The 23035-nt window shown below is 55.6% G+C and carries 39 protein-coding genes; 8 read left to right on the top strand and 31 right to left on the bottom strand.

What is annotated here, in order from left to right; all coding sequences use genetic code 11:
• Positions 1–39: 39 nt before the first annotated feature.
• The 6 genes from CJD38_RS16020 to ptsP all read left to right on the top strand — a co-directional run bounded on the left by CJD38_RS16020 (position 40) and on the right by ptsP (position 4580).
• Positions 40–501 (top strand): PTS sugar transporter subunit IIA, encoded by a 462-nt coding sequence (locus tag CJD38_RS16020; protein ID WP_107941393.1) that lies wholly within the window; start codon positions 40–42, stop codon positions 499–501.
• A gap of 166 nt (positions 502–667) precedes the next feature.
• Positions 668–1240, top strand: a complete 573-nt coding sequence (locus tag CJD38_RS16015; RefSeq protein ID WP_240783683.1) for a hypothetical protein — start codon at positions 668–670, stop codon at positions 1238–1240.
• A 3-nt stretch (positions 1241–1243) separates the two neighbouring features.
• Positions 1244–2137 (top strand): RNase adapter RapZ, encoded by an 894-nt coding sequence (gene rapZ, locus CJD38_RS16010; protein ID WP_107941392.1) that lies wholly within the window; start codon positions 1244–1246, stop codon positions 2135–2137.
• A complete protein-coding gene (locus tag CJD38_RS16005) occupies positions 2134–2538 on the top strand; it encodes a PTS sugar transporter subunit IIA (protein WP_107941391.1) in 405 nt (134 codons plus the stop codon). Before rapZ ends, CJD38_RS16005 begins: the two co-directional genes overlap by 4 nt.
• 13 nt (positions 2539–2551) lie before the next feature.
• Positions 2552–2818, top strand: a complete 267-nt coding sequence (locus tag CJD38_RS16000; RefSeq protein ID WP_107941390.1) for an HPr family phosphocarrier protein — start codon at positions 2552–2554, stop codon at positions 2816–2818.
• A 31-nt stretch (positions 2819–2849) separates the two neighbouring features.
• The gene (gene ptsP, locus CJD38_RS15995; protein WP_107941389.1) at positions 2850–4580 is read left to right on the top strand and encodes a phosphoenolpyruvate--protein phosphotransferase; all 1731 of its coding nucleotides are present in this window, start codon (positions 2850–2852) and stop codon (positions 4578–4580) included.
• A 596-nt stretch (positions 4581–5176) separates the two neighbouring features.
• Here ptsP and CJD38_RS15985 read toward each other — a convergent pair.
• A complete protein-coding gene (locus tag CJD38_RS15985; protein WP_107941387.1) occupies positions 5177–5992 on the bottom strand; it encodes a PhzF family phenazine biosynthesis protein in 816 nt (271 codons plus the stop codon).
• A 15-nt stretch (positions 5993–6007) separates the two neighbouring features.
• Complete coding sequence (gene pmbA, locus CJD38_RS15980; RefSeq protein WP_206363037.1) at positions 6008–7354, bottom strand: metalloprotease PmbA; 1347 nt, start codon at positions 7352–7354, stop codon at positions 6008–6010.
• Positions 7355–7419: 65 nt separating this feature from the next.
• Here pmbA and CJD38_RS15975 point away from each other — a divergent pair, with 65 nt between their 5' ends.
• On the top strand, positions 7420–8202 hold the full coding sequence (locus CJD38_RS15975; RefSeq protein ID WP_107941386.1) for a crotonase/enoyl-CoA hydratase family protein: 783 nt from the start codon (positions 7420–7422) through the stop codon (positions 8200–8202).
• A gap of 15 nt (positions 8203–8217) precedes the next feature.
• On the top strand, positions 8218–9174 hold the full coding sequence (locus tag CJD38_RS15970) for an MBL fold metallo-hydrolase (protein WP_107941385.1): 957 nt from the start codon (positions 8218–8220) through the stop codon (positions 9172–9174).
• 138 nt (positions 9175–9312) lie between these two features.
• On the opposite strand, the gene rplQ is transcribed toward CJD38_RS15970, so the two are convergent.
• The 29 genes from rplQ to CJD38_RS15825 all read right to left on the bottom strand — a co-directional run.
• Entirely contained in the window at positions 9313–9702 is a 390-nt protein-coding gene (rplQ, locus tag CJD38_RS15965; RefSeq protein WP_107941384.1) for a 50S ribosomal protein L17, read from the bottom strand.
• Positions 9703–9721: 19 nt separating this feature from the next.
• Positions 9722–10702: a DNA-directed RNA polymerase subunit alpha gene (locus CJD38_RS15960; RefSeq protein WP_107941383.1), complete on the bottom strand. Its 981-nt coding sequence runs from the start codon at positions 10700–10702 to the stop codon at positions 9722–9724.
• Between the two features lie 43 nt (positions 10703–10745).
• Positions 10746–11366, bottom strand: coding sequence for a 30S ribosomal protein S4 (rpsD, locus tag CJD38_RS15955; RefSeq protein WP_107941382.1), 621 nt, complete (start codon positions 11364–11366; stop codon positions 10746–10748).
• A 14-nt stretch (positions 11367–11380) separates the two neighbouring features.
• Positions 11381–11785 carry a 30S ribosomal protein S11 gene (gene rpsK / locus CJD38_RS15950; protein ID WP_107941381.1) on the bottom strand — a complete coding sequence of 135 codons (405 nt, stop codon included), beginning with the start codon at positions 11783–11785 and terminating at the stop codon, positions 11381–11383.
• Positions 11786–11791: 6 nt separating this feature from the next.
• Entirely contained in the window at positions 11792–12154 is a 363-nt protein-coding gene (gene rpsM / locus CJD38_RS15945; protein ID WP_107941380.1) for a 30S ribosomal protein S13, read from the bottom strand.
• An 81-nt stretch (positions 12155–12235) separates the two neighbouring features.
• Positions 12236–12349 (bottom strand): 50S ribosomal protein L36, encoded by a 114-nt coding sequence (gene rpmJ, locus CJD38_RS15940; RefSeq protein ID WP_107941379.1) that lies wholly within the window; start codon positions 12347–12349, stop codon positions 12236–12238.
• Positions 12350–12384: 35 nt separating this feature from the next.
• The gene (gene secY, locus CJD38_RS15935) at positions 12385–13728 is read right to left on the bottom strand and encodes a preprotein translocase subunit SecY (RefSeq protein WP_436296048.1); all 1344 of its coding nucleotides are present in this window, start codon (positions 13726–13728) and stop codon (positions 12385–12387) included.
• The gene (gene rplO, locus CJD38_RS15930; RefSeq protein ID WP_107941377.1) at positions 13728–14162 is read right to left on the bottom strand and encodes a 50S ribosomal protein L15; all 435 of its coding nucleotides are present in this window, start codon (positions 14160–14162) and stop codon (positions 13728–13730) included. Before rplO ends, secY begins: the two co-directional genes overlap by 1 nt.
• Before the next feature lies 1 nt (position 14163).
• On the bottom strand, positions 14164–14349 hold the full coding sequence (gene rpmD / locus CJD38_RS15925) for a 50S ribosomal protein L30 (RefSeq protein WP_107941376.1): 186 nt from the start codon (positions 14347–14349) through the stop codon (positions 14164–14166).
• Positions 14346–14861 carry a 30S ribosomal protein S5 gene (rpsE, locus tag CJD38_RS15920; RefSeq protein ID WP_107941375.1) on the bottom strand — a complete coding sequence of 172 codons (516 nt, stop codon included), beginning with the start codon at positions 14859–14861 and terminating at the stop codon, positions 14346–14348. The genes rpmD and rpsE overlap by 4 nt, the downstream gene beginning before the upstream one ends.
• 2 nt (positions 14862–14863) lie before the next feature.
• A complete protein-coding gene (gene rplR, locus CJD38_RS15915) occupies positions 14864–15214 on the bottom strand; it encodes a 50S ribosomal protein L18 (protein ID WP_107941374.1) in 351 nt (116 codons plus the stop codon).
• Between the two features lie 80 nt (positions 15215–15294).
• Positions 15295–15828: a 50S ribosomal protein L6 gene (gene rplF, locus CJD38_RS15910; protein ID WP_107941373.1), complete on the bottom strand. Its 534-nt coding sequence runs from the start codon at positions 15826–15828 to the stop codon at positions 15295–15297.
• 18 nt (positions 15829–15846) lie between these two features.
• Entirely contained in the window at positions 15847–16242 is a 396-nt protein-coding gene (gene rpsH / locus CJD38_RS15905; protein WP_107941372.1) for a 30S ribosomal protein S8, read from the bottom strand.
• Between the two features lie 12 nt (positions 16243–16254).
• Positions 16255–16560 carry a 30S ribosomal protein S14 gene (rpsN, locus tag CJD38_RS15900; protein ID WP_107941371.1) on the bottom strand — a complete coding sequence of 102 codons (306 nt, stop codon included), beginning with the start codon at positions 16558–16560 and terminating at the stop codon, positions 16255–16257.
• A 12-nt stretch (positions 16561–16572) separates the two neighbouring features.
• On the bottom strand, positions 16573–17109 hold the full coding sequence (gene rplE / locus CJD38_RS15895; RefSeq protein ID WP_107941370.1) for a 50S ribosomal protein L5: 537 nt from the start codon (positions 17107–17109) through the stop codon (positions 16573–16575).
• An 11-nt stretch (positions 17110–17120) separates the two neighbouring features.
• Positions 17121–17447 (bottom strand): 50S ribosomal protein L24, encoded by a 327-nt coding sequence (rplX, locus tag CJD38_RS15890; protein WP_107941369.1) that lies wholly within the window; start codon positions 17445–17447, stop codon positions 17121–17123.
• 16 nt (positions 17448–17463) lie between these two features.
• A complete protein-coding gene (gene rplN, locus CJD38_RS15885) occupies positions 17464–17829 on the bottom strand; it encodes a 50S ribosomal protein L14 (protein ID WP_107941368.1) in 366 nt (121 codons plus the stop codon).
• Between the two features lie 15 nt (positions 17830–17844).
• On the bottom strand, positions 17845–18126 hold the full coding sequence (gene rpsQ, locus CJD38_RS15880) for a 30S ribosomal protein S17 (RefSeq protein WP_107941367.1): 282 nt from the start codon (positions 18124–18126) through the stop codon (positions 17845–17847).
• Positions 18123–18332, bottom strand: coding sequence for a 50S ribosomal protein L29 (gene rpmC, locus CJD38_RS15875; protein ID WP_107941366.1), 210 nt, complete (start codon positions 18330–18332; stop codon positions 18123–18125). Before rpmC ends, rpsQ begins: the two co-directional genes overlap by 4 nt.
• Entirely contained in the window at positions 18332–18745 is a 414-nt protein-coding gene (gene rplP / locus CJD38_RS15870; RefSeq protein ID WP_107941365.1) for a 50S ribosomal protein L16, read from the bottom strand. Before rplP ends, rpmC begins: the two co-directional genes overlap by 1 nt.
• Positions 18746–18761: 16 nt before the next feature.
• Entirely contained in the window at positions 18762–19454 is a 693-nt protein-coding gene (rpsC, locus tag CJD38_RS15865) for a 30S ribosomal protein S3 (protein ID WP_107941364.1), read from the bottom strand.
• A gap of 12 nt (positions 19455–19466) precedes the next feature.
• A complete protein-coding gene (gene rplV, locus CJD38_RS15860) occupies positions 19467–19796 on the bottom strand; it encodes a 50S ribosomal protein L22 (protein WP_107941363.1) in 330 nt (109 codons plus the stop codon).
• A 10-nt stretch (positions 19797–19806) separates the two neighbouring features.
• Complete coding sequence (gene rpsS / locus CJD38_RS15855) at positions 19807–20103, bottom strand: 30S ribosomal protein S19 (RefSeq protein ID WP_107941362.1); 297 nt, start codon at positions 20101–20103, stop codon at positions 19807–19809.
• A 12-nt stretch (positions 20104–20115) separates the two neighbouring features.
• Positions 20116–20946 carry a 50S ribosomal protein L2 gene (gene rplB, locus CJD38_RS15850; RefSeq protein ID WP_107941361.1) on the bottom strand — a complete coding sequence of 277 codons (831 nt, stop codon included), beginning with the start codon at positions 20944–20946 and terminating at the stop codon, positions 20116–20118.
• Between the two features lie 11 nt (positions 20947–20957).
• Complete coding sequence (rplW, locus tag CJD38_RS15845; RefSeq protein WP_107941360.1) at positions 20958–21260, bottom strand: 50S ribosomal protein L23; 303 nt, start codon at positions 21258–21260, stop codon at positions 20958–20960.
• Positions 21257–21862 carry a 50S ribosomal protein L4 gene (gene rplD / locus CJD38_RS15840; protein ID WP_107941359.1) on the bottom strand — a complete coding sequence of 202 codons (606 nt, stop codon included), beginning with the start codon at positions 21860–21862 and terminating at the stop codon, positions 21257–21259. Before rplD ends, rplW begins: the two co-directional genes overlap by 4 nt.
• Positions 21863–21878: 16 nt before the next feature.
• Entirely contained in the window at positions 21879–22514 is a 636-nt protein-coding gene (gene rplC / locus CJD38_RS15835; protein ID WP_107941358.1) for a 50S ribosomal protein L3, read from the bottom strand.
• A gap of 12 nt (positions 22515–22526) precedes the next feature.
• Positions 22527–22844 carry a 30S ribosomal protein S10 gene (gene rpsJ, locus CJD38_RS15830; protein ID WP_107941357.1) on the bottom strand — a complete coding sequence of 106 codons (318 nt, stop codon included), beginning with the start codon at positions 22842–22844 and terminating at the stop codon, positions 22527–22529.
• A 78-nt stretch (positions 22845–22922) separates the two neighbouring features.
• Positions 22923–23035: EF-Tu C-terminal domain-related protein (locus CJD38_RS15825; protein WP_206363053.1), on the bottom strand; the 113-nt coding region annotated here is incomplete at its 5' end.

Genomic DNA, 23035 nt, shown 5'->3' with positions numbered 1-23035 from the left:
TGCTTCACCAAAATCAAAGTTTGTGAGGAGTGTTTTTAGATGAAGCTCAACGAAATTCTGGGCGCCGACCGTGTTGTTTCCGGCGGCACCTACACCAGCAAAAAGAAGGTCCTCGAAGACCTCGCGCGCCTGCTCAACAAAGGCGCATCTGGCGTTGACGCTAACGATATTCTCACCAGCCTCTCCTCACGTGAAAAACTCGGCAGCACCGGTCTCGGTCATGGCGTCGCAATTCCTCACGGCCGCATGGGCGGCGTAGAAGGCAGCGTTGGCGCGTTCATGCGCCTCAAGCATCCACTCGACTACGAAGCACACGACGGCCTCGGCGTTGATCTCGTATTCGGCCTGCTCGTTCCACAGAACGCGACCGAAGCGCATTTGAAGCACCTCGCAGCGATCGCCGAAATGTTCTCCGACGAAGTGTTCTGCAAGAAACTCCGCGAAGCAGGCGACGATGCCTCGCTGTTCGCGCTACTGAACAGCTTTAAGCCGGGCAACTAAGTCGGCGCGCAAGCGCGACTGCCCGCAATCAAGGTTCGAAGTTCGTTATAAAAATACGATTAATAAATTATTAATCGATATTTAATAACAATCTTGAAATACAAACGGCCATAGCGGGCTGCCCGCTTGGGGCCGCCGTCTCCCATCTACCGAGCGACGCGCAACCTTGAGCACCATCGCCACCACCACAAGCTCCACCACGCTGCATGGCGTGTTCATGGAGATGTATGGACTCGGCGTTTTGCTGTCGGGCCCCAGCGGCGTTGGCAAAAGCGAACTGGCACTTGAGCTGTTGACGCGCGGTCATCGCTTGGTCGCCGACGATGCCACCGATTTCAATCGCGATGACAAGGGTGCGCTGCAAGGCCATTGCCCACCGCTACTCAGCGGCTTTCTGGAAGCCCGCAGCCTCGGCATTCTGAACGTCGAAAAAATGTTTGGCGCGGCAAGCGTGCTCAATAAACATCGATTGGATCTGGTGATTCGTTTGGAATTTCACCACGAAATGTTGGCGCCGCTAGAACGTCTTGAAGGTCGCCGTGGCACTGTGCGTTTATTCGACATCGACGTACCGGAAATCTCCATTCCGATTCGCCTCGGGCATAATCTAGCGGTGCTGGTCGAAGCCGCTTGTCGCGATCTTAAATTGAGACAAACGGGTTATCGCGCCGACGAAGATTTTTCGGCGCGCCAGCTACAAGCCATTCACGAATCAGATAGCCAGGGCAACACGACCTAAGCCATGCAACTCGTCATCATCAGCGGCCTCTCAGGCGCCGGTAAAACGGTGGCGCTGAAACAATACGAAGATCTCGGTTATTACTGCATCGATAATCTTCCGCTGGCGCTGGTCGCAAATATGACCGAGCGCACACTGCACACCATGGAGAAGCGCTACGAGCTTCTCGCAGTGGGCATTGATGCGCGAGAGAGCCCAGGCGAGATTGCGCTGTTCCCCAAATATCTCGACAGCTTGCGTGAACGCGACGTGGACATTCGCGTTGTGTTTCTCAATGCAGATGAACAGGTGCTGCTGCACCGTTACTCCGATACGCGTCGCAAGCATCCGCTGTCTGACGACAAAACATCGCTACTCGAAGCAATTCGCAAAGAAGTGAAGCTGCTAGAACCTATCTCCAATGCGGCCGATTCCATCATCGACACTTCGCGACTCAATCTGCACGAGTTGCGCGAAAAAGTATTGGAGCAATCGCATGGCGGCGGCGCTGGAAAGTTGTCTGTACAGCTGATGTCTTTCGGCTTCAAACACGGCGCACCTGCTGAAGCTGACTTTGTGTTTGATGTGCGTTGCCTGCCCAATCCACATTGGGAGCCCACGCTACGCAGCATGACGGGCCGCGATGAAGCGGTCGCCAAATGGCTGGAGCAGCATCCACAAGTACAAAAGATGACCAGCGATATCCGCAGCTTCCTTGAGAGCTGGATGCCGGAATACCAGAAGCAGGATCGCGCCTATCTCACCATCGCCATCGGTTGCACCGGCGGCAAACATCGCAGCGTCTATCTCGTCGAAAAACTAGCTAAACATTTCGGCAAACGCTTTGATCACATCATCATCAAACATCGTGAAAGCTGGGAAAACCAAGGCCTGCGCGATGCTGAGGAAAAGAAATGACCGTAGGGCTGTTGCTAGTCACGCACGGCAAGCTGGGCCGCCATCTACTCGACACCATGACCGAGATGATGAGCGGCACGCTGCCTTTGCTGCACGACACACTAGAAGTACGCCGCGTGCAATCGCCTGAAGCGATGATTGCCCAAGGCAGCAAAACCATCGAGCGCCTGAATGGCGGCGCTGGCGTTTTGATTCTCACCGACGCATTTGGCTCCACGCCAAGCAACATCGCCAACATATTGGCCGCAGACATTAATGCGCGCGTGGTTGCTGGCGTGAATCTACCGATGCTGGTGCGCATCTTCAATTACCCAAAACTCAGCCTCGACGAACTGGCGAAAATCGCCGTCGAAGGTGGACAACGCGGCATCGTGATGTGCCCGCGTCATAACGAACAATAAAAGGGATAAGAACGTGGAAAAATCCGTCGAAATTATTAACAAACTTGGCTTGCATGCTCGCGCTGCGGCCAAGCTCGTCACGCTGGCCAGCAAATTCTCCGCCGACATTCGTGTACGCAAAGAGAGCCGTGAAGTCAGCGGCAAAAGCATCATGGGCGTGATGATGCTCGCTGCCGCCAAAGGCAGCACGATCACACTGATTGCTGAAGGCGACGATGCACAACAAGCGCTAGATGAATTGGAAGCGTTGATCGCTGATCGTTTCGGCGAAGAAGGCTAATGCTGTCACTGCCCGCACGGAGCTTGCAGGCATGAGTCTCTGGCTCTCCGGCATTGGCGTCTCTCGCGGCATCGCGATTGCCCGCGTGCAAAAAATGCACGGCGGCGATCTCGAAGTGCCCGAGTACACGCTGCCTGAAGTCGAAATAGAACAAGAAGTCTCGCGCTTCTACGGCGCACAGCGCAAAGCACGCGATCAGTTGCGTGCAGTACGGCAGCAAATTCCGGGCGGCACGCCGGGTGAAATTGCCGCATTCATCGACACGCACTTGTTGATGATGGAAGACCGCTCACTGACTGAAGCGGTCGTTGCACTGATTCGCGAACACAGCATCAACGCCGAAGCCGCGCTGCGCCGTCAACGCGATGCACTGGTTGCCGTGTTTGAGCAGATGGATGATCCGTATCTGCGCACACGCAAAGACGACGTCGATCATGTGGTCGCGCGTATTCAGCGCATTCTGCTCAAGAGCGAACGCCAGATTGCGCCGAAAACCGAAGGCGCCGAGCCCTTCATCATGGTCTCGGATGACATCACGCCCGCCGACATCATTTTGCTGTCGCAGCAAAACGTCGCCGCGTTCATCACTGAATACGGCGGCCCGCTTTCGCACACCGCTATTCTTGCGCGCAGCCTTGGCATTCCCGCAATTGTTGGTTTGCGTGACGCGCGAAAACTGTTGCGTGAAAACGAAACCGTTATCGTCGATGGCGAAGCCGGTCATGTACTTGCCGATCCTGATGCGAAGGCGCTCGATTTCTATCTGCGCAAGCAAGAACACCAAGCTCAATATCGTCGCGATCTGGTCAAGCTCAAAGGCAAGGCTGCGATTTCGCAAGACGGCATCAAGATTCATCTACTCGCCAACATCGAGTTGCTAGAAGACGCTGCCGAAGCCGTCGCCAATGGCGCTGAAGGTATCGGCCTGTACCGCACCGAATTCCTCTACATGAATCGCAAAGGCTTGCCGAGCGAAGAGGAACAGTACGAGGCTTACTCACGCATCGTCGCTGCGGTGCAAGGCCCCATCACAATTCGTACGCTCGACCTCGGCGCCGACAAACAAGTCGACAGCGGTCGCAGCAACGGCCCCACGCCGAACAATCCAGCATTGGGCTTGCGCGCAATTCGCCTCTGCCTGAAAGAACCCGAACTGTTCCGCGTACAAGTCCGCGCACTGCTGCGCGCCTCCGCACACGGCAAAGTCCAAATCATGTTGCCGATGATTTCGAATCTGCAGGAACTCCGCCAATCGCAGCAAATCATCGAAAGCTCACGCGAAGAGTTGCGTAACGAAGGCTACAAAGTCGCCGACGAAGTGCCTATCGGCACGATGATCGAAGTGCCCGCCGCAGCGATCGCAGCGCCCATGCTCGCCCGCCATTCGCGCTTCTTCTCGATCGGCACCAACGATTTGATTCAGTACACGCTAGCCATCGATCGCGTGGACGACGAGGTCAACTACCTCTACGACCCGCTGCATCCGGCTGTACTGCGTCTGATTCACATGACCATTGAAGCCGGAATCCAAGCTGGAATCCCCGTCGCCATGTGCGGCGAAATGGCAGGCGACCCACGCTACACGCGATTGCTACTGGGCTTAGGGCTCACGGAATTCTCGATGCACCCAGCCAACGTGCTGGAGATCAAGCGCATCATCATCGAATCGAATATTGGCGAGCTAAAGCGCAAGGTGAAGCAGCTGCTGACTTCGCTTGATCCGGTTGAGATGCGGGATTTGATTGATGGATTGGATGCTTAGCTCAAGTTCTATACGACACCACAAATGACCGAAAGCGAGCTGCCTCTCCTTATCCGGTCTAAGACTCATGTTCTAGTCTTCTCGGCTTTTGTCTTTGGTATTGGCATGCCCTTAGGATTTTATTTTTTCTTCGGGCACGACCTCGCGGCTTTCTTTCTTTGGCTCGTCGTCGCTCCAGCTGGTGGGCTTATCTGGGGTCTTGCGATGTGGGAAGTCTTCATTAAGGATCGCCGGAATCGGCTCCTGAATCTCCCAACGAAATCACGATAAACACTCACGTTAGCTTGGGGGCGAATGTGCCGCACGCAGTAATCTGCTGCACAAAAGCTGACGTCGACACTTTTTATATCATCGAGAACTCAACTAGCGAACGTATCAGGCCTATTCCGCATCACAGCACAAGTGGATTGAGGTGCTTTCTTTGGTTACTTTCTTTGCACCAGCAAAGAAAGTAACCCGCACCACAGTGCGGAACACGCCATCTCAATCAGAACAGGCAGTAGCCTCGCGAAGCGCGTAAACAGCGGTGGGTTTCGCTACGCTCTACCCACCCTACATTCATCTCGACGAAATAGAGCGCGTGCGCACGGCGCACCCTACAAAGCGACCGTGATCTCGCCCTTGAGATAAGGCTGCACCTTGCCAGACATCCACACACGCTCACCGTCGAGCTCACACGTAAAGCGCGCGCCACGTGCAGACAGCTGCATGGCATTGAACTGCGTTTTGCCTAGGCGTTTGGCCCAGTAAGGCACCAACAAACAGTGCGCCGAACCCGTGGCAGGATCTTCATCGATGCCCATGCCCGGCGCAAAGAATCGCGAAACAAAATCTTCATCGGCATCACGCCCAGGCGCAGTCACCACCACGCCCATCTCAGTGAGCTTTCGCAACTCACGCATATCAGGCGAAAGCTCCGCAATGACTTCGGCGCTTTCGTAGATGGCAAAATATTTATTGCCGACGATCTGCAAATCATCTGGCAACAGGCCCAGTCCTTTTAACAAGGCATTCGGCACATTTTCTAAAGGCTCTGGCATGCGCGTCGGCAACGCCAACCACAGCGCATCACCTCGTCGCTCTAAGGGAAGAATGCCTGCTCGCATTGTGCGAAAACGAATGGTGTTTGATTGATGCGCCAGTTCATTGAACAGCACGTAGCCACTCGCCAGCGTCGCGTGACCGCAGAGTTCGATCTCTTGCGTCGGCGTGAACCAACGCAACAGATAATCCGCCGCGCCAGTTTCATCGCGCACGAAAAACGCAGTCTCCGGCTGATTATTTTCAGCAGCAATTGACTGCATGACAGAGTCAGGAAGCCACTCGTTCAAGGGACACACGCCTGCAGGGTTGCCTGCAAACTTCTGCTCAGCAAAAACATCAACGATGAACAACGGCAATGTTTTCGTCATGCTTGAACGCTCGCTTTAGCTGCCTGCAATGGTCATGCGATCAATCAGGATTGAACCCGTGCGAGTATTGCTGAAGGGATCGATGTCGTTACCAATCGCTTGAATGCCCATAAAGATTTCGAGCAGGTTTCCTGCGATGGTGAGCTCTTGCACGGGATATGCGATCTCGCCGTTCTCTACCCAGAAACCTGCAGCGCCACGCGAGTAATCGCCGGTGACGCCATTGACGCCCTGCCCCATCAACTCCGTCACGATCAGGCCTGTGCCCATATCGCTGACGAGTTGCTTGAAATCTTTATCGCCGGTTTTCGCAATGAGATTGAAGATGCCTCCGGCGTTGCCGGTGGTCTGTAAACCCAGCTTGCGTGCGGAGTAGCTTCCGAGCAGCCAGCCTTGCAACACACCTTGATCGACCAGCACGCGTTCGCTCGTTGCGACGCCTTCGTTGTCGTAAGCGCTGCTGCCTGCGCCACGCAGAATTAGTGGCTGCTGCGTGAGCGTGACGAGTGGCGAGAATACTGGCTGGCCCAGTTTATCCAGCAAGAAAGTAGCTTTGCGATACAGCGAGCCGCCAGAAATTGCTCCGGCGAAATGTCCAAACAATCCACGTGCGAGCTCTGGCACAAACAACACCGGCGCTTGCTGTGTTTCAATTTTGCGTGCGCCGAGGCGCGCGACAGTACGCTCGCCAGCTTTGCGCCCAATCTCCTGCGCACTCATCAGATCGCTCGCGCGACGTGCATTGGAGTACCAGTAGTCGCGCTGCATTTCTTCAGCCTGCGTTGCAATCACCGCACAGCTCAAGCTGTGTTGTGTGCCGCTGCGGCCGCCGAAGAATCCGTGCGTGTTGGCCATCATCGAAACGCCGCGATGCGTGTTGACGCTCGCGCCTTCGCTCTGCGTGATGCGCGCATCGACCGCTAGCGCTGCAGCTTCACATTCGCGTGCGAGATCAACTGCGCTTTCGGCGTTGATGTCCCATGGGTGATCAAGATCCAGATCCGGAAAGAGGGTCGCCATCAAGGAAGCATCTGCGAGTCCGTTGCATGGATCTTCGCCCGTTACCTTTGCGATAGCGCACGCGGCAGCTACAGCTTGCGCGATGCCGTCAGCAGAAAGATCGCCGGTGCTGGCGTTGCCTTTGCGCTGACCGAAATAGACAGTGATGCCCATGTCGCGGTCGTGTTGAAACTCAACACTCTCGACTTCGCCTTTACGCACGCCGACCGTAAGGCCGCGGCTGATGGAGATGCTGGCTTCAGCTTGGGTAGCGCCTGCGCGTTTGGCCGACTCCAGCGCCTGCATTAATTGCGGCGACAGTTCGGCGGGTTTTGGCAGGCTCTGATCGGGCGAGTTTTGCATGGTGTGCAGACAAAAAGTGGGCGTGCAGCTTACCATCGAATTTAACGCTCCTTGGCTGATCTCTCATGGCTCTCAACGTTCTCACTCGCAAGGCTGGCCCGGTGTTCTTCGTGACGATCAATCGTCCCGAAGCACGCAATGCGGTTGATCGTCCGACGGCCGAGGCATTGGCTGAAGCCTTCCGCACTTTTGATGCGGACGACAGCCTCAAGGTCGCCATTCTTCATGGCGCCGGCGAACACTTTTGCGCGGGCGCAGATCTCAAGGCCGTGGCCTCTGGCGATCCAGCACGCGGCAATCGCATCGACGCTGAAGGTGATGGACCGATGGGGCCGTCGCGCATGCAATTGTCCAAGCCGGTGATTGCGGCGGTGTCAGGCTTCTGTGTCGCGGGCGGACTGGAATTGGCTTTGTGGTGCGATCTGCGTGTAGCGGATGAAACGGCGCAGTTCGGCGTGTTCTGTCGCCGCTTTGGCGTGCCGCTGATTGATGGCGGCACGGTGCGTCTACCGCGCGCTATCGGTATGAGTCGGGCGATGGATATGATTCTGACGGGCCGAGCCGTGGCTGCGCCTGAGGCGCTATCCTTCGGCTTGGTGAACCGCCTGACCGATTCCGGGTCTTTATTGGCCTCAGCAGAAAAGTTGGCCTTGGAAATCGCGACCTTCCCCCAATTATGTATGCGCAACGACCGCCGCTCGGCTTTTGACCAGTGGGGTCTGGATGAAAACGCAGCCCTGCGCCATGAATTTGGCCTGGGCCGACAAACCCTGCAGTCCGGTGAAACGGTTCAGGGCGCAACCCGATTCACTAGCGGCACGGGCCGCCACGGAACGTTCAAGGACTGAACACTAGGAGTTGAGATGAAACTGCCGGCCTACAAAAACCTGCCGCATGGCATTACCTGCATCGACACCGAGCAGCAACGCCAAGGCATGGCCGCCTGTTACCTGATTCGCCATGAAGGCATAGCGGCGATTATTGAATGCGGCACCGCGCACAGCGTTCCCTCTCTGCTGGCGCTGCTGGACAAGAAAAGCATTCCTCGCGATCAAGTGGCTTATGTGATGCCCACACATGTGCATCTTGATCACGCGGGTGGTGCTGGCGCGCTGATGCAAGCACTGCCGAATGCGAAGCTGGTGATGCATCCACGCGGCGCGCCACACATGATTGATCCCACCAAGCTACTCGCAGGTGCGACTGCTGTTTACGGCGCTGCCGCTGTGCAGAAAATGTATGGCGATATGGTGCCGGTGCCTGAGTCGCGCGTGATTGTGGCGGAAGATGGTTTCAAACTCGATCTGAATGGTCGCGAGTTGGAGTTCATTCACACGCCAGGTCATGCGGGACATCACTACAGCATTTGGGATTCGTTGAGCCGCGGCTTCTTCACCGGCGACACCTTTGGCCTGTCGTATCGCGAGTTTGATGGTCCGGATGGCCCGTGGTTGTTCCCTACAACGACACCCGTCCAGTTTGATCCGCAGGCTTGGGATAAAACGATCGACCGCTACTTATCGTTCGCGCCACAGCGCATGTATCTCACGCACTACGGCGTGGTCGACAACGTCGCGCAATTAGCCGAAGGCCTTCGCAAAGGCATCCGCCAATATGTGCATATCGCTGAGAAACTAGCGCGCTCGCCACATCGTCATTTGATGATCAAAGAAACGCTGATGAAGCAGGCACTGCATGAGTTGGCTGCTCGCGATTGTGATTTGCCCGAGCTGCGCTGCCGCATGTTGTTGGAAGCGGACATGGAGCTCAATGCGCAGGGGCTTGGCATTTGGCTGGATAAGCAACTCAAAGCTGCTTGATGCCGTATGTAGGAGCGCTTCTCTGACGCGATTGTGTAGACGCAATCGCGCCAGAGAGTCGCTCCTACCAAACACAAATCTTTCGGAAATAAAAAAGGGCGCCAGAAGCGCCCTTTTTTTACATCTTATAAAGCGAGATTACTCAGCTTTAGCATCAGCCGGAGCCGCGCCAGAACGATCAACCAACTCGACGTATGCCATCGGTGCGTTGTCGCCAGGGCGGAAGCCGCAGCGCAGAATGCGGGTGTAACCACCCGGACGTGCGTTGAAGCGAGGGCCGATATCGTTGAACAGTTTGGTCACTGCATCGCGATCGCGCAGACGTGCGAAAACGAGGCGGCGGTTAGCGAGCGTATCGTTCTTAGCGCGCGTGATAAGCGGCTCAGCAATACGACGCAATTCTTTCGCTTTAGGCACCGTGGTGCGGATCAGTTCGTGCGTGAACAACGCAACGGTGACTGCCTGCATGGTGGCTTTGCGGTGGCTAGGGCTACGGCCGAAAGCGCGGCCTGACATTCCGTGACGCATGATTTTATTCCTTCAGTCTTTAGGCGGCAGCTTTGGGTGAAGACCAGTTTTCTAGCTTCATACCCAGCTCAAGATCGTGCGCCTTGAGTGCTTCTTTGATTTCGTTGAGCGATTTTTTGCCCAGGTTTGGCGTCTTCATCAGTTCCATCTCTGTGCGCTGCACGAGGTCGCCGATGTAATAAACGTTTTCTGCTTTGAGGCAGTTAGCCGAACGAACGGTGAGTTCCAGATCGTCGATTGGACGGAACAGGATTTGAGCCAGTTCCTTCTTGCCAGAAGCTGCAACGGTGGTTGCGGCTTCAGCTTCCAGATCAACGAACACAGCGAGCTGGTCGCGCAAAATGCGTGCGGCCAAACGAACTGCTTCAGCTGAATCGATGCCGCCGTTGGTGTCAACGTCGAGAACGAGTTTGTCGAGGTCGGTGCGCTGTTCAACGCGAGCGCGTTCAACGGCGTAGCTAACGCGACGGACCGGGCTGTAAGAAGCGTCCAAACGGAGCGCGCCAACAGCATGGCTTTCGTCTTCACGAGCCAGGCTTGCAGCCGGCACGTAACCACGGCCACGGGTGACCTTGAGGGTCATGTTGATTTTGCCGCCAGTCAGATGCGCGAGCACCAGATCAGGGTTAACAATTTCAACGTCGTGATCGAGCTTGATGTCGCTAGCTTTAACTACGCCCTTGCCGGATTTCTCCAAACGCAGGGTAGCTTCTTCACGCGAGTGCATACGGATAGCGATGTTCTTGATGTTCAGCAGGATGTCGATGACATCTTCCTGTACGCCTTCGATTGCGCTGTATTCATGCACAACGCCGTCGATCTGAACTTCGGTAATAGCCGCGCCAGGGATCGAGGACAGCAGGATACGGCGCAGAGCGTTGCCCAGCGTGTGGCCAAAGCCGCGCTCCATTGGTTCCAACACAACGCGTGAGCGGTGCTCGGAAACAGCTTCTACTTCTACCAAACGGGGCTTCAGCAAATCGGCGACAAAATTCTGCATGAACAATTACCTCTAAAGCGTATAAAAACCCGAAGCCAGCTAATTACTTGGAGTACAACTCGACTACCAAGCTTTCGTTGATGTCCGGCAGAATCTGGTCGCGGGTCGGCAACGCTTTGAAAGTGCCCTTCAGGCCCTTTTCATCAACGTCGATCCAATCCGGCATGCCAGCCTGCGTGGCGATCGAGAACGATTCAGCAATACGGGTCTGGTTACGCGATTTTTCGCGAACCGAAACAACGTCACCAACCTTAACCTGGTAGGACGCGATGTTGACGCGCTTGCCGTTCACTTCGATGGCGCCGTGGCTGACCATCTGACGTGCTTCTGAACGCGTGCGGCCGAAGCCCATGCGATAGATCACGTTGTCCAGACGCTGTTCCAGCATCAGGAGCAGGTTGAAGCCGGTTGCACCCTTCTGGGTGGTCGCCTTCACGTAGTAGTTGTGGAACTGACGTTCCAGCACACCGTACATCTGCTTCAGCTTCTGCTTTTCGCGGAGCTGACCAGCGTAGTCCGACAGACGCGGCTTACGAGCGCCGTGCTGACCAGGAGGTGTATCGAGTTTGCACTTGCTATCAAGCGAACGAGCACGGCTCTTCAGAAGAAGATCGGTACCGACGCGACGCGACAGTTTGCACTTGGGGCCAATATAACGTGCCATGTTTTCTCTCTCCCTTAGACGCGACGGCGCTTAGGCGGACGGCAGCCGTTGTGCGGGATCGGGGTAACGTCAGTGATGTTGATGACTTTGAAGCCAGCTGCGTTCAACGAACGAACAGCTGATTCACGACCTGGGCCAGGGCCCTTGACGCGAACTTCGAGGTTCTTCACGCCATGCTCAGCAGCAGCGTTAGCAGCTTTTTCAGCAGCAACCTGTGCAGCGAACGGCGTGCTTTTGCGCGAGCCTTTGAAACCGGCAGCGCCAGCAGTCGACCACGACAGGGTGTTGCCCTGACGGTCGGTGATCAGAATGATCGTGTTGTTAAACGAAGCGTGGATATGAGCCACGGCGTCGGTAACATTCTTTTTGACGCGCTTGCGCTTTGCAGCTGCAGCGGCGGCACTAGGTGCGTTTGCCATGTTCTATTAACCAGTCTTCTTAACGGCGCGGCGCGGGCCCTTGCGGGTGCGTGCGTTGGTACGCGTGCGCTGACCGCGCACTGGGAGACCACGGCGATGACGCGTGCCGCGATAGCAGCCCAAATCCATCAGGCGCTTGATGCTCATGGAAACTTCGCGACGCAAATCGCCTTCCACGATGAACTTAGCGACTTCTGCACGCAGCTTATCCAGCTCCGCTTCAGTCAAAGTACGAATTTGCGCCGTCGGAGCAATGCCCGAGCCTGCACAGATCTTCTTGGCGCGGGTAGCGCCAACGCCGTAGATTGCACGGAGTGCAATGACGGTGTGTTTCTTATCCGGGATGTTAACGCCCGCGATACGTGCCATGGTAAAACCTCAAATTCTCGCGCGAAGCCGCGCAGTTTAACTGAACTACCAAGCCCTATACAAGCTAAGGCTCAGCCAGCATTAACCCTGACGCTGCTTGTGACGCAGGTCGGTGCAAATAACACGGACCACGCCACTACGGCGGATCACTTTGCAATTCCGGCAGATTTTCTTGACCGAAGTGCGGACTTTCATGGGGAAACCTCTACTTTCGTATATCTATGCCGCGATTAATTCGCAGCGTTCGGGCCCAGCGATTTCAGATTGGCCTTTTTCATCAGGCCCTCGTACTGGTGTGACATCAAGTGCGCTTGCAGCTGCGCCATAAAGTCCATCACCACCACAACCGTAATCAGCAGCGAGGTGCCGCCGAAGTAGAACGGAACATTCCAAGTCGTTGTCAGGAACTCAGGAACCAAGCACACCACCGTGATGTACAGAGCGCCGATAACCGTCAAACGAGTCAATACTTGATCAATGTACTTGGCAGTCATTGCACCTGGACGAACGCCCGGGATAAATGCGCCAGACTTCTTCAGATTCTCAGCGGTTTCGCGAGAATCAAACACCAACGCGGTGTAGAAGAAGCAGAAGAAAATAATCATGAATGCGTACAGAACGGTGTACAGCACCTGACCCGGCGACAGTGCGTTAGCAATCTGCTGCAGGAAACCGCTCTGACCTTCGCCGAAGAAACGAACCATCGACGCTGGGAACAAAATAATGCTTGAAGCAAAGATTGGCGGGATAACACCAGCCATGTTCAGCTTCAGCGGCAAATGCTGAGTCTGAGCAGCAAACAATTTACGACCCTGCTGACGACGAGCGTGGTGCACTGGAATGCGGCGCTGAGCGCGCTCAACAAACACAACACCCCAAGTCACGAGCACTGCAAGTGCGAAGATGATCAGCACCTGCAAGCCGTTCATCGAACCTTCGCTGACCAACTGCGCGGTTGAAGCCAAAGCGCGCGGCATGTCTGCAACGATACCGGCGAAGATGATCATCGACATACCGTTACCGATGCCGCGTTCGGTGATCTGCTCACCCAACCACATCAGGAACATCGTGCCAGTAACCAAGCTCACAGCGGCAGTAAAGATAAATGCGAAGCCCGGGCTGTAAGCCACGCCGCTCTGCTGCAATGCATAAGCAGCTGCAACTGACTGGAACGTAGCCAATGCTAACGTGCTGTAACGCGTGTACTTGGTGATCGTGCGACGGCCTGCTTCGCCTTCTTTACGTAGTTCTTTCAGCGACGGCACAACTGCGGTGAGCAGCTGAATGATGATCGATGCTGAAATGTAGGGCATAACGCCCAGTGCAAAGAGTGAGAAGCGGTGAAGTGCGCCACCAGAGAACATGTTGAACATGTCCAGGATGGTGCCCTTCTGCTGATCAAACAACGCAGCCAACTGAGCAGAGTCAATACCCGGAACCGGGATATAGCTGCCAATACGGAAGACAACGATTGCAGCGAGCAAGAAGAACAGACGGCCGCGGACCTCTCCAAGTTTGGAGACGTCAGGAACCATACCGCCCGCTGCTGCTGGAGTCTTTGCCATGTCTGCTATTACTCGGAGATGGTGCCGCCGGCTGCAGCGACTGCTTCGCGCGCACCCTTGGTTGCGCCGATACCTTTCAGCGTGACTGCACGTTCCAGCTTGCCGCTCTTAACGAGCTTCACTGACAGCATGTCGTGACGGATTACGTTCTCTGCCTTCAAGGCGACGAGATCGATTTCCGTTGCTTTCATCTTGTTCAGATCTGACAAGTTGATCTCGGCAGTTGCGCGAGCAATTGCTGAGTTAAAGCCGCGCTTAGGCAGACGGCGTTGAATCGGCATCTGGCCGCCTTCAAAACCAACCTTGCCGCGGCCGCCCTTACGAGCGCGCTGACCTTTGTGACCGCGACCTGCGGTCTTGCCCATGCCGGAACCGATACCGCGAGCAACGCGGAAGCGGGCCGTCTTGGCGCCTTTAGCAGGCTTGATGGTGTTCAGTTTCATCTCAAACCTCTTCAATCTTGAGCATGAACGAAACCTTGTTCACCATACCCATGTTCTCGGGCGTGGCGGCAACGGTTACCGTCTGGTGCATACGCTTGAGGCCGAGGCCGCGAACGCAGGCTTGGTGATTCGGCAGGCGCTTGGCCAAGCTACGAATCAGCGTCAATTTAACTTGCTTGTTGCTCATGCCAGGATCTCAGCGAGAGTCTTGCCGCGCTTAGCAGCAACGTCTGAAGGAAGATTCATCTTCGACAGAGCGTTCAGCGTGGCGCGAACCATGTTGATCGAGTTACGTGAACCCAGCGATTTAGCCAGCACGTTCTGTACACCAGCAACTTCGAACACAGCGCGCATAGCGCCGCCAGCAATAACGCCGGTACCTTCCGAAGCTGGGCGCATGAACACGCGAGTAGCGCCGTGTACACCCCAAATTTCATGCTGCAGCGTGCCGGCCTTGAGAGGCACGGTGATCATGCTGCGCTTAGCCTGTTCCATCGCCTTAGCGATAGCGGCTGGAACTTCGCGAGCCTTGCCGTAGCCGAAGCCAACGCGACCAGCGCCGTCGCCAACAACCGTCAGCGCCGTGAACGTGAACTGCTTACCGCCCTTAACAGTCTTGGAAACGCGGTTAACTGCAACCAGCTTTTCCTTAAGGTCGCTGCCGGACTGGTTGTCTTCAATGTTGTACTGATTCGCCATGATTAAAACTCCAGACCCGCTTCGCGTGCTGCGTCAGCCAGCGCTTTGACGCGGCCATGGTACTTAAAGCCAGAACGATCAAATGCAACCTTGGTCACGCCGGCGGCTTTAGCGCGCTCAGCGATCAAGGCGCCTACGCGCTTGGCAGCATCAACATTGCTGGTGCCCGTCAGACCATCGATTTTCTCGACGGTGGACGCAGCGGCAATGGTCTTGCCTGCTTCAGCTGCAAACAGCTGAACATAAATGTGCTGGCCCGTGCGATGCACGGAAAGGCGTGGCACGCCCAGTACGCGGATGTGAGCGCGCGTGCGGCGTGCGCGGCGTACCCGGGTCTCATTTTTACTTTTCATATGCCTTCAATCTCGATTGCTTGAACCCATCTCGACGGTCTCGAATCCTTGCGGACGCTACGAGCCGTGCGAAACCCGGTTTACTTCTTCTTAGCTTCCTTGAGAACAACCTTCTCATCGGAATAACGTACGCCCTTGCCTTTGTAAGGCTCTGGTGGACGATACGAACGCAGCTGTGCAGCGAGCTGGCCGACCATGTGCTTGTCTGCGCCTTTGATCACGATGTCCGTCTGCGTAGGGCATTCAACGCTCACGCCGGCTGGAATCGGATGCTCAACTGGGTGCGACAGGCCAACCTGAAGGTTGACGTGCTTACCACCAACAACCGAAGCGCGGTAACCGACGCCGACCAGCTGAAGCTTGCGCTCGAAGCCTTTGGTCACGCCGTCAACCATATTGTTCATCAGGGCGCGAATCGTGCCGCCGATGGTGGTGTTGGTTTTCAGCGTCTGTTCGTTGATCGTAGCCACACCATCTTTAACGTCGATACCGACGTTAGCTGGCAATGGCAGCGACAAGCTGGCTTTAGGGCCTTTAACGATGAGATTGCCGCCTTCGATGGCGACCGTAACACCGGCCGGGATTTTCACCGGCATTTTTGCGACTCGTGACATGACTGTGCTCTGTCTGACTTATGCGACGATGCAGATGACTTCACCACCGTGGCCAGCAGCGCGCGCCTTGCGGTCGCTCACCAAGCCAGAGGAGGTGGAAATGATCGCGATACCGAGGCCGCCAAGTACTTTCGGCAGTTCATCCTGCGGCTTGAAAACGCGCAGGCTCGGCTTGCTGATGCGTTCAATGCGCTCGATGACCGGCTTGCCCTGGAAATACTTCAGGGTCAGAGCGATGGTCTTCTTGCTGCCTTCGGCAACAACGGAGAAATCGGTGATGTAGCCTTCGTCTTTAAGAACGGCGGCGATTGCTTCTTTAACCTTCGACGAAGGCGAGGTGATCTGCTTCTTGGCAGCCATCTGGCCGTTGCGGATGCGGGTCAGGAAATCTGAAATAGGATCGTGCATGCTCATATCTGTATCCTCTTACCAGCTCGCCTTCTTCAATCCGGGCACTTCGCCCTTCATCGCAGCTTCGCGCAACTTGTGACGCGCGAGGCCAAATTTCTTGTAAACGCCACGGGTACGACCCGTGATTGCGCAGCGGTTACGCTTACGCGTGTAGCTTGAGTCACGCGGCATTTTCTGCAGCGCGGTAACAGCAACCTGCTTTGCATCAAAATCAGCGTTCGGGTCAGCAATGGTTGCCTTCAGCGCTTCGCGCTTCTTGCCCAGCTTGGCGACCAATGCAGCGCGTTTTTTCTCGCGCTCGATCATGTTTCTCTTAGCCATGCTCTTAAACCCTTACTTGCGGAACGGGAAATTGAACGCGTCGAGCAGAGCCTTGCCCTGTTCGTCGTCTTTCGCGGTCGTGGTGATGGTGATGTTCATACCACGCAGCGCGTCGATTTTGTCGTATTCGATTTCTGGAAAGATGATCTGTTCCGTAATACCGAAGTTGAAGTTGCCACGACCGTCAAAACCGCGTGCACTGATTCCGCGGAAGTCGCGGATACGTGGCAACGAGATAACGATCAAGCGCTCCAAGAATTCATACATACGCTCAGAACGCAGCGTCACCTTCACACCGACCGGGAAGTTCTCGCGAACCTTGAAACCGGCGATGGACAGACGTGACTTGGTGACAACTGGCTTCTGGCCAGCAATCGCGGTCATGTCAGCAACGGCGTGCTCGATGACCTTCTTGTCGGTCGTGGTTTCGCCAACGCCCATGTTGAGGGTGATTTTAGTGATGCGCGGAACTTCCATGGCGCCAACAGCCAGCTTCTGCTGGAGCTGTGCAGCCAAGGTTTCGCGATAAACTTTTTGTAAATTCGCCATGACTGCTTCTCTTAGCCGTCCACTGCTTCTTGATTGGACTTGAAGTAACGAACTTTCTGGCGCTTTTCGCCTTCGCCTTCAAATTTGAAGCCGACGCGGTCACCCTTGTTAGCCTTCGGGTTCCACACCAGCACGTTCGAAAATTGAATCGGCATTTCTTGCTCAACGATGCCGCCAGCGACACCCGCATTCGGGTTGCCCTTCTGGTGCTTCTTAGCAACATTCACGCCTTCAACGACCAGATGTCCGGTAGCGATCACCTGGGTGACCTTGCCACGACGGCCCTTATCTTTGCCGGTGATGACGACGACTTCGTCGCCTTTCTTAATTTTGTTCATGTCCTAGCTCGACTTCTTACAGAACTTCGGGAGCAAGCGAGATGATGCGCATGAAGCGCTCACGCAGCTCGCGGGTCACTGGCCCAAAGATACGGGTGCCCAGTGGTTCCTGCTTGTTGGTCAGGAGTACAGCGGCGTTGGTGTCAAAGCGAATAGCTGAGCCATCAGGACGGCGGATCGGGAAGCGCGTGCGAACGACAACTGCATCGTGCACTTCGCCCTTCTTGACCTTGCCGCGAGGGATCGCGTCTTTAACGGTGACTTTGATCAAGTCGCCCACGCCAGCGTAACGACGCTGGGTGCTGCCCTTAACCTGAATCACTTGGACCAGCTTGGCGCCGCTGTTATCAGCGGCAACCAGGAAAGATTCTTGTTGGATCATGTCTGCTTCTCCGACTTATGCGTGGGCTGACTTGATCACTTCCACCAAGCGGAAGCGCTTTTGCTTGGAGAGCGGACGCGTTTCAACAATCGAAACGGTGTCGCCTTCTTTGCACTGGTTCGCTTCGTCGTGGGCATAGAGCTTGGTCGATTTACGGACAAATTTGCCGTAAAGCGGGTGACGCTCTTTGCGCTCGACCAGAACCGTGATGGTCTTGTCTGCCTTGTTGCTTACGACCACGCCAACCACATGGTTGCCGGGGTTCTTTTTAACGCTAGGTACGCTTGCTTCGGTCATGACGCCTTCACCTGCTGCTGACGCTGTACTGTCTTCGTGCGTGCAATCTTTTTGCGCGCATCGCGCGTCAGACTGCCCTTGTTCTGCTGGCCAATGGCCTTCTGCATACGCAGGTTGAACTGCTCTTTACGCAGGGCTTCAAGTTCAGCGTTCAGCTCCTGAGCGTTCTTGCCGCGCAGTGCTTTCACATAGTCGGTGGTCTTCATTACAGAATCGTCCGGTTTGCAAATGAAGTCTTCACCGAAAGCTTGGCGGCAGCGAGGCGGAATGCCTTGCGCGCTTCTTCTTCGGTTACGCCTTCCATTTCATAAAGCATCTTTCCAGGCTGCACTTTGGCAACCCAGTATTCAACGTTGCCCTTACCCGAACCCATTCGAACTTCGAGTGGCTTCTTGGTAACAGGAACGTCGGGGAAAATACGGATCCACAGTTTGCCGCCACGCTTTACGTAACGGGTGATCACGCGGCGGGCCGCTTCGATCTGGCGAGCAGTGATACGGCCGTGCTCGGTCGACTTCAGGCCAAATTCGCCGAAGCTGACTTTGTTGCCGTTGAAGGCGAGACCTTTATTGGTCCCCTTCATCTGCTTGCGAAATTTGGTTCGCTTAGGTTGCATCATGGTGACAACTCCAGGCTTAGGCCGCGTGGGCCTCAGCAGCTACTTCTTCTTTCTTATCGGCGCCCTTGGCGGCTTCAAACTGTTCGCCGGTGAATACCCAGACCTTAATACCGATAATTCCGTATTGGGTCTTGGCTTCGGCGGTGTTGTAGTCCACCAGTGCACGAAGGGTGTGAAGTGGAACGCGACCTTCGCGATACCACTCAACGCGAGCAATTTCAGCGCCATTCAAACGGCCGCCAACTTGAATCTTGATGCCGCCTGCACCGACGCGCATCGCGTTCTGCACCGCACGCTTCATCGCGCGACGGAACATGATGCGGCGCTCGAGCTGCTGAGCAACGCTTTCAGCGATCAGCTTGGCGTCGAGTTCCGGCTTGCGGATTTCTTCAACCGAGACGTGCACAACATCAGGCTTGAGGCCCATGATCTTGGCAACATCCTGCTTCAGCTTCTCGATGTCTTCGCCTTTCTTACCGATGACGATGCCAGGACGAGCCGAATGGATCGTCACGCGAGCGCTCTTTGCAGGGCGGTCGATCTGGATGCGAGAAACGTTGGCCTGAGCCAGCTTCTCACGCAGGAACTTGCGAACTGCGATGTCCTTATTCAGGTTATCGCCGTAGGCGCTACGTTCTGCGTACCAGTTCGACGTCCACGTGGTCGTGATGCCGAGGCGGAAACCGTTTGGATTAACTTTGTGACCCATAGTCTCTTACTCTTACTCGCCAACACGGATGGTGATGTGGCTGGTGCGCTTGCTGATGCGATCTGCACGGCCTTTGGCACGTGGGCTGATACGCTTCATCACTGGACCTTCATCAACGAAGATCTCTGCGACCTTGAGTTCGTCAACGTCAGCGCCGTTATTATTTTCGGCGTTAGCGATGGCGGACTCGAGCACTTTTTTGATGATGCCGGCAGCGCGCTGATTCGAAAACTTCAGCGTGTTGACAGCGTCACCGACTTTCTGGCCGCGCACTAGGTCTGCCACGAGGCGGGCCTTCTGCGGGGAAAGACGTACAAACTTTAGAACTGCTTGCGTTAGCATGATGAGCTCCTTACGCAGCCTTAGCAGCAGGCTTGGCGTCGGTCTTCTTATCAGCAGAATGACCTTTGAACGTGCGCGTAGGCGCAAATTCACCAAGCTTGTGTCCAACCATGTGCTCGGTGACAAACACCGGAACATGCTGGCGACCGTTATGTACCTGAATGGTGAGACCCACCATATCGGGCACGATCATGGAACGGCGCGACCAGGTTTTGATCGGCTTCTTAACGCGGGCACCTGACATGTCGCCAACCTTCTTTGCAAGGTGGTGATCAACGAAAGGGCCTTTCTTGACTGAACGTGGCACGGCTAGACCTCGTTATTTCTTGTGACGGCTACGCACGATCATGCTCTGCGTGCGCTTGTTGTTACGAGTCTTGAGACCCTTCGTCTGCTGGCCCCAAGGCGTAACCGGGTGAGGGTTACCTTGACCAGAACGGCCTTCACCACCACCATGCGGGTGATCAACTGGGTTCATCACGACGCCGCGGGTGGTTGGGCGAATACCCTTCCAACGCTTGGCACCGGCTTTACCGTATTGACGCAAGTTGTGGTCTGCGTTGCTTACTTCGCCAACGGTAGCGCGGCAGTCAGCGAGCAGCTTGCGCATTTCGCCGGAGCGCAAACGCACCGTTACATAATCGCCATCGCGAGCCACCAGCTGAACGCCTGCACCAGCCGAGCGTGCAATCTGCGCACCCTTGCCAGGACGCATTTCGAGACAGTGAATCGTCGAGCCGACCGGAATGTTACGCAGTGGCAGACAGTTACCAGCCTTGATCGCCGCGTCAGCGCCGTTCTGGATGGTGTCGCCTACTGCAACGCCGCGAGCTGCGATGACATAACGGCGTTCGCCGTCTGCAAACAGCACGAGAGCGATGTGCGCGCTACGGTTAGGATCATATTCAATGCGTTCAACTTTGGCCGGCACGCCGTCCTTGTTGCGCTTGAAATCAACCAAACGATAGTTGTGCTTATGACCGCCGCCTTTGTGGCGGGTGGTCATGTGGCCGTTGTTGTTACGGCCACCGCTTGCGTGCTGGCTTTCGACCAGCGGGAAATACGGGTCGCCCTTGTGCAAGCCTGGAGTCGTCACCTTAACTTGGTGGCGACGGCCCGGCGAGGTGGGCTTCATCTGAATAAGTGCCATGACCTTGATCCTTAGTTGGCGGCGCCGCCGGCGAAGTCAATTTCTTGACCTTCAGCCAGGGTGACGTAGGCCTTCTTCCAGTCGGAGCGTTTGCCCACGGTCTGGCCGAATCGCTTGGTTTTGCCCTTCACGTTGAGGGTTGCGACGTTCTTCACTTTTACGTTGAAGAGCTTCTCAACTGCCTCTTTGATTTCAGGCTTGCGTGCATCTGGCAGAACCTTGAAAACGGCCTGGTTGCGCTTTTCAGCAACGCGGGTCGCTTTCTCCGAAATCACCGGAGCGAGAATGATCTGATGTAAACGCTCGAAGTTCATGACAGCCAAGCCTCCAACTTCTTCACCGCATCAGCGGTCATCAAAACTTTCTTGTGACGGAGCAGAGCAACTGGGTTCAACGCTTCGACATCGCAAATGGCGACGTGCGGAATGTTGCGAGCTGACAAGAACAGGTTCTTATCGACTTCACCAGTTACCAACAGAATGTCGTTCGCACCGATCTGGCCGAGTTTCTCGATCAGGCTCTTCGTCTTAACTGCATCAACCGTGAAGGTTTCTGCGATCAAGAGATGGCCCTGACGGGTCAGTTCGGAAACGATCGAGCGGATAGCGCCGCGATACATTTTCTTGTTGACCTTCTGGCTGAAATCACGAGGAACAGCAGCAAAGGTCTTACCACCACCACGCCACAGAGGCGAGCGGATCGAGCCAGCACGTGCATTACCCGTGCCTTTCTGTTTCCACGGCTTCTTACCGCCGCCGCGAACCATGGCTTTGCTTTTCTGAGCCTTGGTACCAGCGCGTCCGGCATTCATGTATGCCGTGACGACCTGATGAATCAGGGCTTCGTTGTAATCGGCACCGAAGACGCTGTCTGAGACGGCGAGCTTGGCGCTGCTAAGTTGTAATTGAATATCCATTGCCGTTCTTCCCCGGTCACTTAACCGTAGGGCGGACGATGACGTCGCCATTAGGCGCGCCAGGGACAGCACCCTTGATCAAGAGCAGGTTGCGTTCCGCGTCCACTTTAACGAGCACGAGGTTGAGCGTAGTAACGCGCTCATTACCCATGTGGCCCGCCATCTTTTTGTTTTTCCAAACCTTGCCCGGGCTCTGACGTTGACCGATAGAACCAGGTACACGGTGGGACAGTGAGTTACCGTGAGTTGCACGACCGCCACGGAAATTGTGACGCTTCATGACACCCGCGAAACCCTTACCGATGCTCGTGCCGGTAACGTCAACTGCTTTGACGCCATCGAACGAGTCAACTTTGATTTCTGAGCCGAGCTGCAGATCGCCGCCCTCTTCGCCGTTGAGGCGAATTTCCCAGAGACCACGGCCAGCGGCAACGCCAGCCTTCTTGTAGTGACCGGTCAGAGCCTTGTTCACGCGGCCTGGCTTTTGTTCGCCAACAGCCACCTGAACGGCATTGTATCCGTCGGTTTCTACAGTTTTAACCTGAGTTACGCGGTTAGGCGTGCACTCGATGACAGTGACCGGAATCGCTTCACCAGCATCGGTGAATACGCGGGTCATGCCAGCCTTGCGGCCAATAATTGCTAAGGTCATTTGCGATCTCCCTTAGTTCACTTTGATTTGGACTTCGACGCCAGCCGGAAGATCGAGCTTGGACAGAGCGTCCACGGTCTTCTCGGTAGGGTCTACAATCTGCATCAAACGCTTGTGTGTACGAATTTCGTACTGGTCACGAGCATCCTTATCGCCATGTGGCGATACGAGGATCGTGAATCGTTCCTTGCGGGTAGGCAAAGGAATCGGTCCACGGACAACGGCACCAGTACGCTTAGCGGTCTCTACGATCTCACGCGCTGATTTATCAATCAGGCGGTGATCGAAGGCCTTAAGCCGGATGCGAATCGATTGGCTAGTCGCGGCCATGCTATTACTCAGGTCTTAAAGAGCGGAGGAACAAAGGGGCGCGAATTATACGCGCCCCCGTGGTGTAAGGGAAGTGGCTTAGGCGAGAATCTTTGTAACCACGCCGGCGCCGACAGTGCGGCCACCTTCGCGGATTGCAAAGCGGACGCCTTCTTCCATAGCAATAGGGTTGATCAGCTCAACCACCACCG

The sequence above is a fragment of the Stenotrophobium rhamnosiphilum genome, from assembly GCF_003052265.1.
Classification (GTDB): domain Bacteria; phylum Pseudomonadota; class Gammaproteobacteria; order Nevskiales; family Nevskiaceae; genus Stenotrophobium; species Stenotrophobium rhamnosiphilum.
The sequence above is the reverse complement of the archived record's forward strand: the minus strand, read 5'-3'. Positions and strand labels throughout refer to the sequence as shown.